The organism is Reichenbachiella sp. MSK19-1 (assembly GCF_003590315.1).
Classification (GTDB): domain Bacteria; phylum Bacteroidota; class Bacteroidia; order Cytophagales; family Cyclobacteriaceae; genus Reichenbachiella; species Reichenbachiella agariperforans.
Genome location: NZ_MIER01000002.1, coordinates 37,799 through 55,902, shown reverse-complemented (window position 1 = coordinate 55,902; position 18,104 = coordinate 37,799). Strand labels below are relative to the sequence as shown.

Below are 18,104 nucleotides of genomic sequence, written 5' to 3'. Positions count from 1 at the left end.
ACGACGTGCCAAAACACAAAACAACTGTACATCAATCAGTTACAACTAATCCCTAGATAGACCGCTCAAAAAATCGAACACAAAACCGTCCCATAACGAACGCATCCGAACACAAAACCCTAGATAAAACTATCCGTAGCAGGCACCTTACGAGATGGGGTTTGGGTCTACAACGAAAAAGGAGAGTGTAACAATAAATTATTGTTACACTCTCCTTTTTCAAAATCAATATTAGGATTGCTAGAATGTAAAATTCAATCGTCCGAAAAAGTAGGCTCCATCCGATCCCATCTGAACAGAGTCATTAAATCCTCCTTGATCCGTCCATCCATCAAACTGAGGAGTAGGATATTTATTAAGAATATTATTTCCTCCAATGGTAAATTTGATCCCTTCGGTAATATTATACCCTACACTCATATCTACTGTCATTATCGCCTCATAAGTATCTGTAGCAACTGCATAAAGCGCTTCTGCCTCAGTATCTGTTGTCGGAGGTGAGTCTACCCATTGAAAGTCTTGAAGTTGAACTTCACTAAACTGTGTCAAGTTTACGCTAGCTGTTAGCTTTGGGGATGAGTAATTTAAATTTAACCCAAATTTATAATCAGGAGCAGCAGCCTTCAAATAAGCCTGAGAAAAAGGGCCAAAAAAGGTATACTCATTCAAATCGCCATTATGAATTTCCTCTATGGTCAGCTCATTGATATTCCCAATCAAACCTACCTGAAAGTTACCTTTAGCACCTAGTTCCATTCTATAAGAGAGAACAATATCTACTCCTTCGGTCTTCGTATCCACTCCATTCGCAAAAAACTGAGCCGCTTCAGCACCTACGTTTAGACTAGACGCGTCGAAATTATCAGTCAAGATAATTCTATCATCCACCGAGATAGAATAAGCATCCACAGTAGCTGTAAAATCGCCCTTTTCATAGGTTATACCTACACTGTAGTTTTGAGCCGTCTCTTGCTTTAACGGCTCGATTCCAAATGCACGAGTCACAGTACTTGTATTAGATGCGAGTAAAGTACGAATCGATGTACCTGCTACTATGTTGTTAAAAAGTAAATTGTAATGAATCTGGGCTAAAGAAGGAGCTCTGAAGCCTGACGACGCTGACGCTCGTACTGCAAGGCCATCTAGTATTTCATACCGAGCGGCTAGCTTATAGTTAAAGGTTTCTCCAAAATCACTATACTCCTCGAAGCGCAACGCTCCACTCACCGACAAATCTTCGATGATATTCAGTTCTGCATCTACATATATTCCAAAATTAGTACGTCCTTTATCCACTTCATTAGAAGGACTATACCCTGGAAATCCCTGAGATCCCCCTGGCAACTGATCGCCATTGCTATCCACTGCTGGGGTCTGCTCAGCTGGGATAGAAATAAAAGTCCCATTCTGATCGTAAATACCATATGACGCTTGCTCTCCAGCAAAAATCTCAAACTGCTCAGTTCTATACTCTAAACCATAAGCGATATTGAGTCCTGATGCGATATCTTCAAAATACTTTGTAAAATCTATCCCTGTTGTATTCATAGAGAGGCTGTGTCCTCCTGCATCAAATTCAGTAGGAGATGCTGCTCCTAACGAGGCATTGTTTGAATCTTTGATCAAATAATGAAAATTGTTCTTCCCGTAATTATTGAAAAAATCAACTTTCCATCCATTGTCCATATCATAACGAACCCCTGCTGTAGCTGATATGTCAGTAATTACAGAAGTAATTCTCGGCGTAAAACCATTAGGGTACAAACTAGGTACCGAACGATTGTCTCCATCATCAAAACTATCTCTAGAAAACGCATAAGCATCCGTATCTCTATAGTTACGACCACCATAGGCATAAAACTCTATACTGTTTGTAATAGGAACCGCCGTATTGACCATGAAATTAAACCCATCAACACCTGCTGTACCATAGCCTTTCCGCCATTCATAACTTGGTCGGAGCGTTCTATCCTTAGTCAGGTATTCCGTAGTGATATTAGCATACCCACCTTTGTCTCCGATTTTCATCCCATAGTTCAGATCAATCTTCATCGTATTACCATCAAATGATTTCTCCTCTCCATCTAAGCGGTTCTTACCATTAACATTATAAATAAGTGTCTCCCACCCATCTTGGGTATCAAATATCTTTTGCTCATAATCACCTCCTACATTTGTACTGTAAGCACCATAAGTAACTCCACCAGTCACCCCTTCAGTTTGATCTTTCAAGACGATATTAATAACACCTGCAATAGCATCTGATCCATACTGTGCAGAGGCGCCATCTCTCAATATCTCAACCCTCTTAATAGAAGATGCTGGTATAGCGTTCAGGTCTGTACCAGAGTTTCCCCTTCCTCTTGTACCAAAAATATTAACAAGTGATGATTGGTGTCTTCTTTTTCCATTGACCAAAACTAACGTTTGGTCGGGACCTAAACCTCTCAAAGATGCTGGATCCACATGATCTGCACCATCAGACCCTGATTGTTTGGTAGCATTAAAAGATGGGGCCGCATATTGCAGAATTTGATTAATTTCTACACGCCCTGTATTAGCAGACAACTCTGACACATCCAACACATCCACTGGAACTGCAGAATTCAATTCCGAACGATTGGCATTTCTAGATCCCACGACATACACCATCCCGAGCTCTGTCGCATTTTCCTCTAGCGTTATAGTGTATTCTGTTTCCCCTCCTACAACCTCAAAAGTTTCATCTGTATAACCGACAAAACTCACTGTAAATACATCTCCCTCCTTCGCTTGGATAGAGAACTTCCCATCCATATCCGTTACTGTACCCAAGCTCGTTCCTTTGATCACAACTGCAGCACCAAGTACTGCTTCTTTATTTTGGTCTAAAACAGTCCCTATAATCATGCTGCTTTCCTGTGCATGTGAGACAGAAAAAATACTTATGCTCAGAAACAGCAATACTCCAAACCTGAGCAAGGCTCGAACATAGCTACTAATTTGGTTTTCACTGCTTAAAAACAGTCTTTCTGTGATTTTTATTATCATGATTTCCATAGTTGTTTTTGCAAATGAAGAACTTCAAAAACCGCAATAACCGAATACCCATCACTTAAAATCACGCAACACAAATCACCCATGAGAGTGAATAAACCTACAGTCCTATAGCTTTGATCTGGTTATTATTTTTGAAGTATGAACGATCTTAAAAACTATTTCGCCATTCACCAAAGCCTTGGTTAAAACGCAGAAAACGAAGTGTTTTACTCCACAAAAGATAATGAATAAAAACTACAAAATCAGAAAAGCATACCGATACCAAAACTGACTACAAATATTAAAGTACTCAAGGCTAGTTGTTTTAGATACGGATCTAACTCAGTAGCACTTGTCTTGAAAAAAACTGCACGAGCATTAATAACAAATAGCGGTATAGTACCACACCATAAAAATTGAACAGGAGATTGATAATTTATCAATACAAAACACAATGCAGCTAACACACCTCCTAATAAAAGAACCCAATGATAATAGACCGCCCTTTTCCGTCCAATACGTACAGGGATCGACCGCTTACCCGCTTTCTTGTCCGACTCTATATCACGGATATTATTGACATTAAGTACGCCGGTGGCGAACAGTCCGCAACTGATCGCAGGCAAAACAGCCCACGTATCAAAAGACCGAGTATACAGAAAGTACGAACCGAGTACTCCGACCAGTCCAAAAAACAAAAACACAGAAATATCTCCCAAGCCCATGTAGCCATAGGGATTCTTGCCAGAGGTATAGGTAATCGCCGCATAGATAGACAATAAACCAACGCCCAAAAAGATCGAGACATAGATCAGCTGATCAGCAAAAGCAACATAGAGCAATGCTAGACCCGCGACCAAAGAAAGTCCAGCGAATAGCACCATCGCTCGTTTCATCGCTGTGGCGCTAATCGCTCCAGTCTGCACGGCACGCTGTGGTCCCTGTCGGTCTCCACTATCCGCTCCATGTACCGAATCCCCATAGTCATTGGCCAGATTGGACAGGACCTGCAAGAAAACCGTGGTGAGAATAGATAAACCAAAAATATCCCAGGAGAAAGCGTTGGCTTTGACAGCCAAAAAGCCTCCCATGATAATACTAGACAGAGCCAAAGGCAGTGTCCTTAGTCTAAATGCTTCTAACCAATGCTTAATCATCTCTCTGCTATTACATTCTCTCTGGTACGTGGATACCCAGTAGCGACATACCTAGTTTAATCAATCGAGCCACCTGTCCAGATAACTGTACTCTAAACGCCACCTGCTCCGCTTCGTCTTCGGTAAAGATGGCCTGTGCTGCATAGAACTTGTTGTATTCCTTGGCTAGATCATAGACATACTGCGCGATCACCGCCGGACTGTACTCGTCAGCCGCGAGCTGTATTTTGTTTTGGCACTCGGAGATCAAATAGATCAGCTCGGCTTCATTAGCAGTGAAAGTGATGTTATCTGCAACGGCTCCTTCTGCCACTCCCAGTTCCGCCGCACGTCTCAGGATCGCTGAGATACGCGCAAAAGTGTACTGTACGAATGGGCCAGTATTCCCTTGAAACTCTATCGATTCTTTGGGATCAAAAAGCATACGTTTCTTTGGGTCTACTTTGAGTAGAAAATACTTCAACGCTCCCATACCGATCGTGTCGTAGAGTACCGCCGCCTGCTCATCACTAAAGCCATCGATCTTTCCTAGCTCACGGGTATGATCCTCCGCGATCTGAATCATCTCTCCCATCAGGTCATCCGCATCCACTACAGTTCCTTCTCTTGATTTCATTTTGCCAGATGGCAAATCCACCATCCCGTATGACAAATGAAAACATCCATCCGCCCAGGCATAACCAAGCTTCTTTAGGATCAGAAACAGCACCTTGAAGTGATAGTCCTGCTCATTGCCTACAGTGTAGACCAAACGCTCTAGCCCTGGGTACTCTTTGAATCGCTGGATAGCGGTACCGATATCTTGCGTCATATAGACCGCTGTCCCATCGCTACGACGAACGATTTTTTGGTCTAGTCCTTCGTCCGTCAGGTCGATCCATACAGAGCCATCTTCCTTTTCAAAGAAGTGACCAGTAGCTAATCCAGCCTCTACGGCATCCTTGCCTAGCAGATAGGTATCAGACTCATAGTATAGCTGATCAAAATCCACTCCCATCTGCTCATAGGTCTTGTCAAACCCATCGTAGACCCAGCCGTTCATCGTCTCCCAAAGTGTATACACTTCTGGATCTTTGGCCTCCCACTGACGTAGCATCTCTTGCGCTGCGAGTAGCAAAGGCGCTTGCTTCTCCGCCTCCTCTTTGGTTTTGCCTGACTCGACCATCTCAGCTACCTCTGCTTTGTATGCCTTGTCAAACGCCACATAGTACTTACCTACGAGCTTATCACCCTTCAGTCCAGAAGATTCGGGCGTCTCTCCTTCTCCGAACTTTTGCCAGGCGATCATGGATTTACAGATATGTATCCCTCGATCGTTGATGATCTGTACCTTCACTACATTATAACCTAGTGCGTCGTAGATTTTAGCCACCGAGTATCCTAGAAAGATATTTCTCAAGTGCCCAAGGTGAAGAGGCTTGTTGGTATTAGGCGAAGAGTACTCCACCATGACTGACTGCTCTTTTTTCTCTCCCAAACCATAGTGCTCATCCGCCATCGCTTCGTTGAGTACTTGCAACCATGCTTGATCTGCAATTTCGATATTCAAAAAGCCTTTGACTACATTGAAACCTGATACAGTTGGACACTTCTCAGTGAGGTACTCACCAATCTGCTGTGCCGTGTCTTGAGGGCTTTTCTTGGATATTTTCCCATACGGGAAAGTCACAAAAGTATAAGCTCCTGCGAACTCCTTGCGTGTAGGTTGTAAGCCAAGTGTAGATTGCTCTACCTCATGGCTGTATAAGTCTTGTAGCGCAGACTGTAGCGCTTTTTGTATATCTAAAGCAATATTCATAATCTATGATTTCGGAAGGAAGATCTCTGCCATCATGCATCGGGCACTGCCTCCTCCTAATGTTTCTATCGTATTAAGCGAACTATGGATGATCTCCTTGTTGTACGCTAAAATTCTATCTATTTGACTTTGGTCAAGACTGTTGTAGGCTGTAGACGACATGACCATCATCTTTTCTCCTTCATGGTTCTCGACCTGGAGCATATTCCCTGCGAACTGCCCCACCTGTTCTTCTGTGATTTCGATGATTTCCTTGTCTGACTCCTCCAGTGTTTCGATCACTGCATCTCTGTCCTCCATGTCATCTATAGCGTCTAGACATATCACCGCAAACTCATCTCCCAGACACATCATGACATTGGTATGGTAGATGGGAAGCCGCTCGCCATTCACAGATTGATTCGCCACAAAATCAGCGATGCGAAACCCGAACTGTTCCCTGAATGCCAACAACACATCGGGGTTGGTTCGCTCTGAAAGTGCAGCATACGCGATCTTATTTTCTCGATCGAGAATTAAACTGCCCGTACCTTCTAGGTATTTCTCTACATGTTCGAAATCCGTAAGGTGAATCTCCTGTGTGATCTCAAACCCTCTCTCTTCTAGGATATCGAATATCTCTTCGCGGCGCTCCAGTCTTCTGTTCTCTGCAAACATCGGATAAACACCTATCGTACCGTCATGATGAAACGACACCCAATTGTTCGGAAAAATCGAATCTGGTGTCTCAGGCTTGAGCGTATCATTCACGACGACCACCTCCACGCCTGCAGTTGTCAACTTATCTACGAAATCATCGAACTCCTCCAATGCCTTGGTCTGAATATCTTCTTGCGCTTCTTCTTCTGGCTTGTTTTGATAATAATTATTGACGGCTGTCTCCTCGTTGAACCGGAAGCTCACAGGTCGTATCATCAGTATGCTGGAAGTTGTATTTATTCCCATTAGTAGCTTCTTTTGAGTGGTAAAGTAGAACAACGAAACAATCCTTCCATCTTAGAAATCTCTGTATAAGGCACACGCTCTACTGTAAAACCACGCCGTTCGAGCTCGGTATTCAGCCGATCAAAACCTGCTTCACTCACGATCACTTCTGGTGATATCGAAAACACATTGGAATTCATGTGATACATCTCATCTTGCGTGATCTCAATACAGTTGTCCGCCCCGAACTCTGCTACTAACCATTCGTAATCGGATAGATTTTTGAATCCCCCCTTATAGATAATACACTGATCTCGCCCGATAGGCTGAAAACAACAATCCAGATGCAATGCATTGGCCTTGGCATCTGTATCCGATTTTTTCAATTCGAAACCTATCACCTCATAGTTGGAAAAATGCTGCTCCAAAAACTCAAGTCCTGCACGATTGGTTCGACTCACCTTGTAGGCTTGATAGTCCTCCTCCTCTGAATAGCCGACGAATAAGCGACCTTTCCAGGGCATCACATCACCACCTTCCGCATGCGCCCCTTCGGGCATCACTAGGATATCCTCTGGGCTCACCTGATCGATCAGATAGGCTATCCCATCCTTTTCGTGCTCTCTGTCTTCTATAATATTAGGCATAACGAAAGTCTCGTCGATCACCATACCGATATCGCGGGCATACACCTGATTGGTATCAGCTAAGGTCTCGGGACGATATACTTTGACATGGTGTTTTTCCAGCACTGCTTTGAAAGCTTCGTTTTCGCGGATTAAATCTTCTTCTTTTGGGAACGTCCCGTCGATGATATGTTCTCGCGATTTAGGATCGTAGACATGTGCCAGATCAGGAGTCCCTCCTAAACTCATAGCCGTCCCCAGCACCACAGCTTCTAGTGGTGCAGTTTCGTCCTTAATCATCAATTTTATCATTATTGCTCATTTTTTGGGTCTGCAAATTTAACCGTATTTTATACAAAACATTTCAAAGTCCGAAAACATAAATAATTGATGGTGGTTTTTCATTTTTTGTGATATTTGTAGGATTTAATAAAGCAAAACGTTGACTCCAAATTAGATGAATAAATACATAGACCTGATAGACCAAACCTTTTATTTCCCCACGAAAGAATTTGAAGTAAAGGATGATAATTTGTTTTTTCATGGTGTCGACCTTCAAGCAATCATCAACGAGTACGGAACTCCTCTCAAACTCACCTACCTCCCTAAAATCTCCGAACAAATCCAAAATGCCAAACAACTATTCAAAGAGGCAATGGAGAGAAAAAACTATCAGGGGAAATACACCTACTGCTACTGCACCAAGTCTTCGCACTTTCAGTTCGTGGTAGAAGAGGCACTCAAAAACGACATCCATCTAGAAACTTCGTCTGCTTATGACATCTCCATCATCAAAAGTCTCTACGCCAAAAAACAAATCACGAAAGAGACCTATATCGTCTGCAACGGATTCAAAAGACCGCTATATGTGGAGGAAATCAGTGGCCTGCTCAATGATGGTTTCAAGAACTGCCTCCCCATCCTAGACAATATGAAGGAGCTCGAATACTACGAGCAGCACGTCAATGACAACTACCAGATGGGGTTGCGAGTGGCCTCTGACGAAGAGCCGAGCTTTAGCTTTTACACGTCCAGACTAGGGATACGCTACAATAAGATCGTGGACTTCTACGAAGAGCGTATCAAAGGCAAGACCAAAGGACAGCTCAAAATGCTGCATTATTTCATCAATACAGGGATCAAGGATACCGCCTACTACTGGAACGAACTGAGTCGCTTTGTCAACAAATACTGCGAACTCAAAAAAGTATGTCCAGAAATCGAGTCTATTGATATAGGAGGTGGATTCCCAATCAAAAACTCACTTCACTTCGAATATGACTATGCCTACATGGTCGATCAGATTGTAGAGCAAATCCAAAGCATCTGCAAGGAGCATGATGTTCCTACCCCTAATATCTTTACGGAGTTCGGGAGCTATACCGTAGGAGAAAGTGGTGCTAATATATACTCTGTTTTGGACCAAAAACTCCAAAATGACAAGGAACTATGGTACATGATGGATGGCTCATTCATCACACACATGCCAGATGTGTGGGGTCTGAACACCAAGTTTACCATGCTGCCCATCAACCTATGGAACAATGACTATCACCGTGTCAACATAGGTGGGCTGACCTGTGACAGCATGGACTACTATGACTCAGAGGCACATATTGCAGAAGTTTTCCTCCCTAAAATTAAAAAAGAGCAATCGCTATACTTTGGCTTCTTCAATACGGGGGCATACCAAGAATCACTCGGAGGCTATGGCGGGATACAGCACTGTCTGATCCCTGCTGCCAAGCATGTGATCATAGAAAAAGATGCTGACGGAAACATGGTTTCAAGATTGTTCGCCCCCGAACAAAGTAGCGAACAAATGTTAAAGATACTTGGCTATTGAAACCGTTGACTCCTAAAACCGTCCTAATTTAGCCACTAACACCATAGAAAACATATCCTTGAACGATAGTCTAGTCATAATCCCCACCTTCAACGAGAAAGAAAACATCCAAGCCATCATACAAACTGTGATCGATTTGGATCAAGGCTTTGATGTATTGATCGTGGACGATGGATCACCCGATGGAACAGCGACCCTAGTCAAATCAATGATGGAGGTGCACCCGCAGATTCATATCATCGAACGAGAAGGAAAACTTGGCTTAGGGACTGCCTATATCACAGGCTTCCAATTCGCGATAGATCATGGCTATGACTACATCTTCGAGATGGATGCCGATTTTTCGCATAACCCTGCCGATCTGATCCGTCTCCGAACTGCCTGCCGAGAAGATGGCTATGACATGGCCGTCGGTTCTCGCTACATCTCAGGAGTCAATGTCGTCAACTGGCCTATGGATCGTGTACTCATGTCTTACTTTGCCAGTATCTACGTTCAGTTCATCACTGGCATCCCCGTCAAAGACACCACAGCAGGTTTCAAATGCTACCGACGAGAAGTCCTCGATACCATCGGCCTAGACAATATCCACTTTGTGGGCTATGCATTCCAAATCGAAATGAAATTCCAGGCATGGAAGTACAATTTTAAAATCACCGAAGTACCTATCATTTTCACAGATCGCACACTAGGGCACTCCAAAATGAGCCGAGGCATATTCAAAGAGGCTGTTATCGGGGTGATACAAATGAAAATCAAGAGTTTGTTCAAAAAGTATATTCGCTGATAGAAAATACTTATCATCCCATCTCCTAATTTGATTCAATTTTCTGATCCTAAGGTGCTGTCTTTGCGTTATTTGTAGTGAATAGAACTTAAACAAATAGATCATGATCAAGAATCAAAATATTATAGACCAGTTAAACGGGTTACTGTCAGATTATCAAATCTTCTATCAAAACCTGAGAGGGTTTCACTGGAATATCCAAGGAAAAAACTTCTTTGAACTCCATGTTAAATTCGAAGAACTCTATACCGAGACCAATGTCAAAGTAGACGATATCGCAGAGAGAATCTTAACGATAGGCGGCACCCCGATTCACAACTTCCAAGATTATTTGGATACTGCAGAGCTAGTCCCTGTAAAGAATGTCCACGATGATGAGACTGCAGTCAAAACCATCGTCTCCAACCTAGAAAAAATCATCATTAAGGAGAAAGCAATCAAAGAAGCCGCAGGTGCCGTCGATGACAGTGGTACCGAAGACCAAATGTCAGCCTTCGTCGAGGAGCAAGAAAAAACACTCTGGATGTACAAAGCTTGGTTGAAATAATCAAATAAAGCATTCCTACACAAAGCCATCTTATCAGATAAGATGGCTTTTCTATTTTAGTAATCCTTTGAGAATCGTCTGCTTTACCAAACCTGCCGTGTTTTTCACTCCAAGTTTGGACAAGAGGTTCTTACGGTGCGTATTGACGGTATGTTGACTAATAAAAAGCTTTTCTGCGATTTCTTGAGCCGTAAACTCTTCCACGATCAAATGTAAAATTTCCTTTTCCCGTTTGCTCAAAGCAGTCTGGACAGTACTGCTAGTCGTAGCAGACGAAAACAGGCTCTCTGTATACTTCTTTTGAACCTCCTGCGAAAAATGCTTGCCCCCAGTAGCTACTGTTTTGATAGCCGTTAGCAATTCGTTTTTCTCTGCGTTTTTTAGCAGATAACCATCCACCCCTCCTTTGATGAGCTTCTGAATGATATCAGGATCATTATGAGTGGTCAGTACCAATACTTTCGCTTGTATATTTCGCTTTTTTAACTCGGCATTCAACTGTATCCCATCCATATGCGGCATACTCACATCTGTCACCACTACATCTACCGGTGCGTCTTTCAAAGTATCGATTACCGCTCTAGCATCCGTTAGAACACCCACCACCTCTACCTGTTCGTCACCTACCAGTATAGACGACAACCCATCCAAAAACATTTGATGATCATCTACGATTAGTACTTTTATACTTTTTTGCATTCCTATCTCTATAAAAACTGTACGCTACCAAATCTACGCCACCACTGGAACAGTCAAGTCGATGTTAACAATCGTCCCTCTCCCTACACTCGAATCGATATGCATTGTCCCTTTCAATGTTTCCAATCGGTGTTTGATATTCTCTAAACCGATCCCTTTGTTCTTTTGAGAGCGATCAAACCCTCGGCCATCATCCTCCACGATCAGATTGATTTCTCTATCATTTTTCGTCAGCGACACCTCTGCAGACTTTGCGCTAGCATGTTTCACTACATTTGCGACGAGTTCTTGAATAATCCGATACAGATCCACTTTGAACTGAACTGGCATATCATTCAAATTCAACTCCTGAGAGGTGACGAGCTGAAAATCTACCCCCGTAGCATCTGCTATCTCATGCACATAATCCTGTATCAAAGCGACAAACGGAGCACTCATAACCTTGAACGGTGTAAGGTTGTGCGACAAACTCCTGACCTCTTCGTAGATATCTCCCACCGCAGAAATAATCAGATCTAGCCCTAACCCTTTGCTATCTTCAACATGTCTTAAGTTCAATTTGACAGCAGCCAAAGAACCCGCTACTCCATCATGTAATTCCTTGGCTATACGAACTCTCTCCCGCTCCTGACCTGCCAAACTTGCCTTAATGGTTTTAATTTCGTTTTCCTTTAAAATATCTTTGATTACTTGTTGATTGATCTCGTCATTCTTCTGCGCCAACAACTGACTTGTCTTTAGTTTTTGCGCATACACGAAAATGAAAGAAATAAGCACAATCGACATACACACACTGCCTACTATGGCCACATTCCTAATTAACTCGTGCTTCTCCAAATTAGCCTTTTGCATAAGTTGCTCGGATTGCAACATTGCTATTTCCTTTTCTTTCTTCTCTGATTCATACTTAGCAAGAACTTCCTCTAACTGCTTATTCTTATCTAAGGAATACAGGGTATCCTTCATTTGGGAATGAACAAACATATTATCATAGGCCAGTTTGTAATTTCCATATGCTGCTTGATTAATAGCCATATTGGCAAGAATGAACACCTCATTACTAAGCTCATATTTTCGCGCTAATTCAAGACTCTTTTGATAGTAGTCATCTGCCAATTGATAAGACTTCAACTGATTATAGATCAACCCAAGCATATTATATGGGTGAACAAGTGCTATCTCATTGCCCTGACTCAAACTGTAATTCACTAAGTCCAAACAAAAAGGCAATGCTTCTTGAGCCCGCCCTTCTTCCCAGTACAATGAGGTTAGATAATCAACAATCACATAAACACTTGCACTATCCTGCACCTGTTCAGCTAAGTTCAATCCAAATTCATAATAATAGCTTGCACTATCGAAATGTCCCTGTTTTTGTTTTGTCAAACCAATGTTCCCCAAAATTGTAACTTTTGCTTTCATCGAAGGATTCATAGCCAGAGCTTCGTTAAAATACCTTATAGCCTCTTCATAGTGAGACTGCTCTTGATGTACAATCCCAATGTTATTTTTTATTTTAAGAATTTCCTCTTTAATCTCCAGCTCCTCAGCGTATCTTAAGGCTATTTTATACTGTTGCATTCCTGTCTTATGCTCACCCATATTACGCAACACATTGCCCATTGTCTTATGCAAGACCATCAAATATTCCCCATCTCTCGAAACCTCAAAAAGCTCTTTGGCACTCTGCAAATAATCTAGAGACCGTTTGTTATCTAACAAACGATAGTACATCTCCCCTAAGAGGAAATAACTCTTTGCTAGTCCCAAATCATAACCTGCTATTTTACTGAGCTCAACACTTTTATGTAATAACACCTCCATACTATCAACATCATAAATCAGTCCCTCTGCACGAACTATTAAAGCGTCAACATCAGCTTTTTGATCAATTATTTGTGCAAATAATTGGCCTTCTGATATAGAAAACACAAGGATAAAGAGGAGTAAAACAGATAAAATAAGTTTGTTAATTTCTAGCATTTGAGGGGTTAAACTCTATTCATTTTTCAAAGATAACATGACACCTCACTGAGCTCACTAAAAATAGTGATTCTTTTTTTTCGCTATTTATAGCGATGCATAGAGATAACCAACAATCTAATATTGCAAAGTATTATTTAAAAAATCATATATAAAGATGAAAAGCACACTATCAAAAATTAGTTTTATTGCAATGACACTATGTGTCGTTTTCGCAACAAATACTTCTGCTCAAAAACTAGGCAGCTTCGGTAGCCTTACAGAAAAAACCGTTGGCCCAAAAACCATCAAAGTACCTTATACAGATGTCGTATCATACCTCGGCTATGCAGCTGCTGGCAATGAAGACGCTACTGTAGATGGTAAAAAATTCTACTACATCTATATCTGGGTACCCGCAGTAGCTCCTGAACTAGGTGTGAGAATGATGTCTCCAGTCGGAAAAACCAAAGTAAAAAACGCTATAGAAGCGGCAGACTATGCAGATCACGCAGGTGACAAAGACTATTTTGACACCTACATCACACTAGAGCGATCTACTATCATCTCTAAGGATGACATCAATGAAGCCGCTGTATCTAGTGCTAAATGGACAACACTAGAAAGAAATGACGACAGCAGCGAGATGCCTAGTCAGCCAAGTGGTAGCAACTACAACTCACTCTTGAGATACAAAAGTGAAGTAGGTAACCCGACTAAAGCACTTACAGTAGGTCTATACAGAGTAGGTTTCACGACATACAAAACAGGTGAAGTCAACGGTACATTCCTAGCAGAGGTAGCAGCACCTATCAAACTCCCAGGTGTAGCAATGGCCAAAACACTAGACGAGTTGAACAAGCAGATCAACCAATAATAACAATCTATTCGAGTCCTCAGTTTTTCTCCGCCTAACCCCAAAACTGAGGACTCTACACATACAGACTGGTTTTTTTGATACGGCACTCATTGACCTACTAACCTCGCCTTATTCTAAAGAGCCAGTCATTTTATCTTTTCAATCATGATCGAAAGCTATTTATCTATCGGGCTAGGCACCCTCTCACTGATCCTTCTATTGGTCAAACACCTACTACAGGCTAACAACTCCACACTCCATACGCTACAGGCTATAGTCAGCATGGCTTTTAGTGCAGTGGGGCTTTACACTATTCTATCTCTCACACTATCCATAGAGTCTACTGAGCAATTAGACGCACTTTTGCTCCTTCGTATCGGTACCAATTTGACAGTTGTCACGCTGGGAGGCTTCATTCTTAATGACGCCATCACTTCCTTCAACCTGACCGTATCGCAGCATCTTAAGCCCACAGCACTACCTTATCAGAAGATTCCCCTATTCCGTACCTTCTTGAGTTTGTCTAGTATATCACTTGGAGTTATTCAAATGTATGTGAGCTAAAGCGCTTCTATAGTACCCAAAAACTGATTTTTCTTTTGGTATCCGACGATGAGTTCGTGTGAGCTCAAGTCGGGATCAAAAACCACCATGGTTGGCAACCCAGTAATCCCTACGCCTTGCGCTAATTCTTTAGCAGTCACTTTTTTCCCTCCAAACATAAATTGCTCAGGGCTATCTATATCTAATTTTACAGGATAGAAACTTGCATTCATTTTCTCAGCTACCTCTTCGTCCGAGAAGGTCGTCTGATCCATTTTCTTACACCAGCCACACCAAACCGCCGTAAAGTCAACAAAAATCGGTTTTTCCACACTGGACTGCATCGCCTGCGCCTCTTCTACACTATACCACTGGATGGCTGTATCTTGTGCCTGAGTATACAATATCGTAGACAGGCCAATGACTATGGTAAAGATTAATGCCTTCATATTCTTCCTTTTAAAATGACTTTATGATTCGGAAATCTAACGACTCCCTTCTTTTCAAGATTCGTTTCTTAGATATTTTTATTCGATGGATTGAAAAAGGAAACAATTCATCCATTTTTCGTCAGCGGCACGTTAATTTAACGGTGACAATTTTTTGACGCATGTACATCAATCTATCAGGACTTAACATACTCGTCACAGGTGCGAGCAAAGGGATCGGCAAAGCCATCGCGACGAAACTCGCCGAAGCGGGTGCTACCATCGCCGTGCATTACAACAAAAACATGAGAGAGGCCGAAAACCTCGCGCAAGTTCTCGGTAATGAATCCCGTGCTTTCCAAGCAGACCTATCTCAGCCAGACGAAGCTGCAAACCTCTTCGACCGAGTCGTCCTAGAGATGGGTAGCATAGAAATCCTCGTCAACAACGCAGGAGTTGCCATGCCTGTCAACATTGACGCAAAGGAAACCGACTGGATGACGACTTGGAATACGACCATTCAAGTCAATCTCACCTCCTGCGGAGTGTTGTGCAAAAAAATTGTGGAGCATTTCATCAAACGAAACGCCACAGGCCGAATCATTAACATTACTTCTAGGGCTGCCTTCAGAGGAGATACCGCCGAGTACATGGCGTATGCTGCATCTAAAGCGGGGTTAGTTTCCCTCACCAAAACGATAGCACGCGCGTATGGCAAACAAGGTATCAAAGCATTTAGCATCGCTCCAGGGATCGTCCGGACAGACATGGGAAAAGAAACCATAGAAAAATACGGCAGTGAACATGCGACAGGAGACCTAGCACTGGAACGCCTCACCGAACCAAAAGATATAGCACCCATGGTCACTTTCTTAGCCAGTGGTATGGCAGATCACGCCACAGGCAGTACGATTGACCTCAACGCTGGTAGCTACGTTCACTAAAGCTCAATCGACCCCTATTACTAAAAACAAGAATAGGAGAAAAAACAGCATAAAGAGATAGAAAAAAAGATCTATCCTAAAATACTTCTTGTACTTGCCATAAAAGTCTTTGAGGTTCATTTGCTATCTCTTATTTGGGAAATCAAAATTATATCATTCTTAGAAATTTTGGGTAGGGATATCTTTCTTAAATTTGCAATCCAAAATTGTAACATTAAACACAAAATGATATGCCCAAAGGAATATATCCCGTACCTACCCCTGTCAATGAACCCATCAAAAGCTACAAGGCAGGTAGTCCCGAAAAAATAGCACTAAAGGCTGCCGTCGCGCAGATGAGGAGCGAAGAGCTAGATGTACCGATGTACATCGGTGCAGAAAAAGTGACCACTGACGACAAAGTCAGAATGGCTCCTCCCTATGATCATCAGCACACCCTGGGCTACTTCAACCGTGGAGATGCGGATCACGTCGAACAAGCCATCAATGCCGCACTGGGTGCTAAAGACGCTTGGCAGAGCCTATCTTGGGAACACAGAGCGAGCATTTTCCTAAAAGCAGCGGACTTGTTAGCAGGTCCTTACCGAGCGAAGATCAATGCAGCAACCATGCTGGGACAATCCAAAAATGCATTTCAGGCGGAAATCGACTCTGCATGCGAACTCATAGACTTCTTGCGATTCAACGTGCACTTCATGACACAGATATATAGCCAGCAACCGATTTCCTCTCCAGGGATGTGGAATAGGCTAGAGTATCGTCCGCTCGAAGGGTTCATTTTTGCCATCACACCATTCAACTTTACAGCGATCGCGGGCAACCTATCCGCAGCGCCAGCGATGATGGGCAATACCATCGTATGGAAACCTGCTGACACGCAAATCTACTCTGCGCAGGTGATCATGGAAGTATTCAAAGAAGCTGGATTACCTGATGGTGTCATCAACTTGATCTACACTGACGGGCCAGTGGCTGGCGATGTGGTATTCAACCACCGTGATTTTGCGGGGCTACACTTTACAGGCAGTACAGCCGTTTTCCAACAGCTCTGGAAAACCATAGGAGAAAATGTAACCAAGTACAGAACCTATCCAAGAATCGTCGGAGAAACAGGTGGAAAGGACTTCATCATTGCACATAAGTCTGCTAACCCAAAAGCTGTTGCGACGGGTATCGTCAGAGGAGCATTTGAGTTCCAAGGGCAGAAATGTAGTGCTGCATCACGCGCCTACATCCCACAAAACATCTGGGATGAGACGAAAGCTAAGGTTCTATCTGATCTAGATACAATCACTGTAGGTTCTCCTGAGGATTTCACCAATTTTGTCAATGCAGTGATCGACGAACGTGCATTTGATAAGATCTCAGGCTACATCGACAAAATCAAAGCCAGTGATCATGCCGAAATCATCGCAGGCGGTGGCTATGACAAGTCCAAAGGCTACTTCATCGAACCTACAGTAGTCGTGACCAAAGACCCAATGTTCTTGACGATGTGTGAGGAAATATTTGGTCCAGTCATTACCATCTACGTCTATCATCCTGAGCATTTCGAAGAGGCACTCGAACTCGTAGACAAAACCTCTGACTATGCACTGACAGGAGCAATCTTCTCAGACGATCGCTATGCTATCGAACTGGCTACCAAAAAACTGCAAAATGCTGCAGGTAATTTCTACATCAACGACAAGCCAACAGGCGCAGTAGTCGCACAGCAACCATTCGGTGGCGCTAGAGGATCAGGCACCAATGACAAAGCAGGCTCTGTACTAAATCTACTCAGATGGGTGTCACCACGTACAATCAAAGAGACTTTTGATGCTCCACATGACTACCGTTATCCATTTTTGGAAGAAAAGTAGAATAGAAATGGTGTTTACATTTCGTGTTCTCACCAAGTCAAAACACAGTACAAAGTCCCTATCTAAATGATAGGGACTTTTTTCATGTCCAAAAAACACTGATA

At 42.7% G+C, this 18,104-nt stretch carries 15 protein-coding genes; 7 read left to right on the top strand and 8 right to left on the bottom strand.

Annotated features, from left to right (window positions below):
* Positions 1–240 precede the first annotated feature (240 nt).
* From BGP76_RS00385 to BGP76_RS00365, 5 genes are all read right to left on the bottom strand, one after another.
* The gene (locus BGP76_RS00385) at positions 241–3,030 is read right to left on the bottom strand and encodes a TonB-dependent receptor (protein WP_119844291.1); all 2,790 of its coding nucleotides are present in this window, start codon (positions 3,028–3,030) and stop codon (positions 241–243) included.
* A 251-nt stretch (positions 3,031–3,281) separates the two neighbouring features.
* Entirely contained in the window at positions 3,282–4,175 is an 894-nt protein-coding gene (locus BGP76_RS00380; protein ID WP_119843205.1) for a 1,4-dihydroxy-2-naphthoate polyprenyltransferase, read from the bottom strand.
* 10 nt (positions 4,176–4,185) lie between these two features.
* Positions 4,186–5,973, bottom strand: coding sequence for an arginine--tRNA ligase (gene argS / locus BGP76_RS00375; protein ID WP_119843204.1), 1,788 nt, complete (start codon positions 5,971–5,973; stop codon positions 4,186–4,188).
* Positions 5,974–5,976: 3 nt separating this feature from the next.
* Complete coding sequence (gene ctlX, locus BGP76_RS00370; RefSeq protein ID WP_221409825.1) at positions 5,977–6,918, bottom strand: citrulline utilization hydrolase CtlX; 942 nt, start codon at positions 6,916–6,918, stop codon at positions 5,977–5,979.
* Positions 6,918–7,835, bottom strand: coding sequence for a dimethylarginine dimethylaminohydrolase family protein (locus BGP76_RS00365; protein ID WP_119843203.1), 918 nt, complete (start codon positions 7,833–7,835; stop codon positions 6,918–6,920). The genes ctlX and BGP76_RS00365 overlap by 1 nt, the downstream gene beginning before the upstream one ends.
* A 145-nt stretch (positions 7,836–7,980) precedes the next feature.
* Between BGP76_RS00365 and BGP76_RS00360 the strand changes: the two genes are divergently transcribed.
* From BGP76_RS00360 to BGP76_RS00350, 3 genes are all read left to right on the top strand, one after another.
* Positions 7,981–9,369 carry an arginine decarboxylase gene (locus BGP76_RS00360; RefSeq protein ID WP_073120399.1) on the top strand — a complete coding sequence of 463 codons (1,389 nt, stop codon included), beginning with the start codon at positions 7,981–7,983 and terminating at the stop codon, positions 9,367–9,369.
* A gap of 58 nt (positions 9,370–9,427) precedes the next feature.
* Positions 9,428–10,156 carry a polyprenol monophosphomannose synthase gene (locus BGP76_RS00355; protein ID WP_119843202.1) on the top strand — a complete coding sequence of 243 codons (729 nt, stop codon included), beginning with the start codon at positions 9,428–9,430 and terminating at the stop codon, positions 10,154–10,156.
* Positions 10,157–10,259: 103 nt separating this feature from the next.
* Positions 10,260–10,703 (top strand): Dps family protein, encoded by a 444-nt coding sequence (locus tag BGP76_RS00350; protein ID WP_073120403.1) that lies wholly within the window; start codon positions 10,260–10,262, stop codon positions 10,701–10,703.
* Between the two features lie 51 nt (positions 10,704–10,754).
* Here the strand turns inward: BGP76_RS00350 and BGP76_RS00345 are convergent, their stop codons facing one another.
* Both BGP76_RS00345 and BGP76_RS00340 read right to left on the bottom strand, forming a co-directional pair.
* Complete coding sequence (locus BGP76_RS00345; RefSeq protein ID WP_073120405.1) at positions 10,755–11,402, bottom strand: response regulator transcription factor; 648 nt, start codon at positions 11,400–11,402, stop codon at positions 10,755–10,757.
* A gap of 33 nt (positions 11,403–11,435) precedes the next feature.
* Positions 11,436–13,385, bottom strand: coding sequence for a tetratricopeptide repeat protein (locus BGP76_RS00340; protein WP_119843201.1), 1,950 nt, complete (start codon positions 13,383–13,385; stop codon positions 11,436–11,438).
* A 157-nt stretch (positions 13,386–13,542) separates the two neighbouring features.
* Here BGP76_RS00340 and BGP76_RS00335 point away from each other — a divergent pair, with 157 nt between their 5' ends.
* Both BGP76_RS00335 and BGP76_RS00330 read left to right on the top strand, forming a co-directional pair.
* On the top strand, positions 13,543–14,241 hold the full coding sequence (locus BGP76_RS00335) for a Lipl32 family lipoprotein (protein WP_084190380.1): 699 nt from the start codon (positions 13,543–13,545) through the stop codon (positions 14,239–14,241).
* Between the two features lie 147 nt (positions 14,242–14,388).
* Positions 14,389–14,787, top strand: coding sequence for a hypothetical protein (locus BGP76_RS00330; protein WP_073120408.1), 399 nt, complete (start codon positions 14,389–14,391; stop codon positions 14,785–14,787).
* Here BGP76_RS00330 and BGP76_RS00325 read toward each other — a convergent pair.
* The gene (locus tag BGP76_RS00325; protein ID WP_119843200.1) at positions 14,784–15,215 is read right to left on the bottom strand and encodes a thioredoxin family protein; all 432 of its coding nucleotides are present in this window, start codon (positions 15,213–15,215) and stop codon (positions 14,784–14,786) included. The two genes, BGP76_RS00330 and BGP76_RS00325, sit on opposite strands and share 4 nt — an antisense overlap.
* A 161-nt stretch (positions 15,216–15,376) precedes the next feature.
* Between BGP76_RS00325 and BGP76_RS00320 the strand changes: the two genes are divergently transcribed.
* On the top strand, positions 15,377–16,138 hold the full coding sequence (locus tag BGP76_RS00320; RefSeq protein WP_119843199.1) for an SDR family NAD(P)-dependent oxidoreductase: 762 nt from the start codon (positions 15,377–15,379) through the stop codon (positions 16,136–16,138).
* 230 nt (positions 16,139–16,368) lie between these two features.
* Positions 16,369–18,000 carry an L-glutamate gamma-semialdehyde dehydrogenase gene (pruA, locus tag BGP76_RS00315; RefSeq protein WP_119843198.1) on the top strand — a complete coding sequence of 544 codons (1,632 nt, stop codon included), beginning with the start codon at positions 16,369–16,371 and terminating at the stop codon, positions 17,998–18,000.
* Positions 18,001–18,104: the final 104 nt, after the last annotated feature.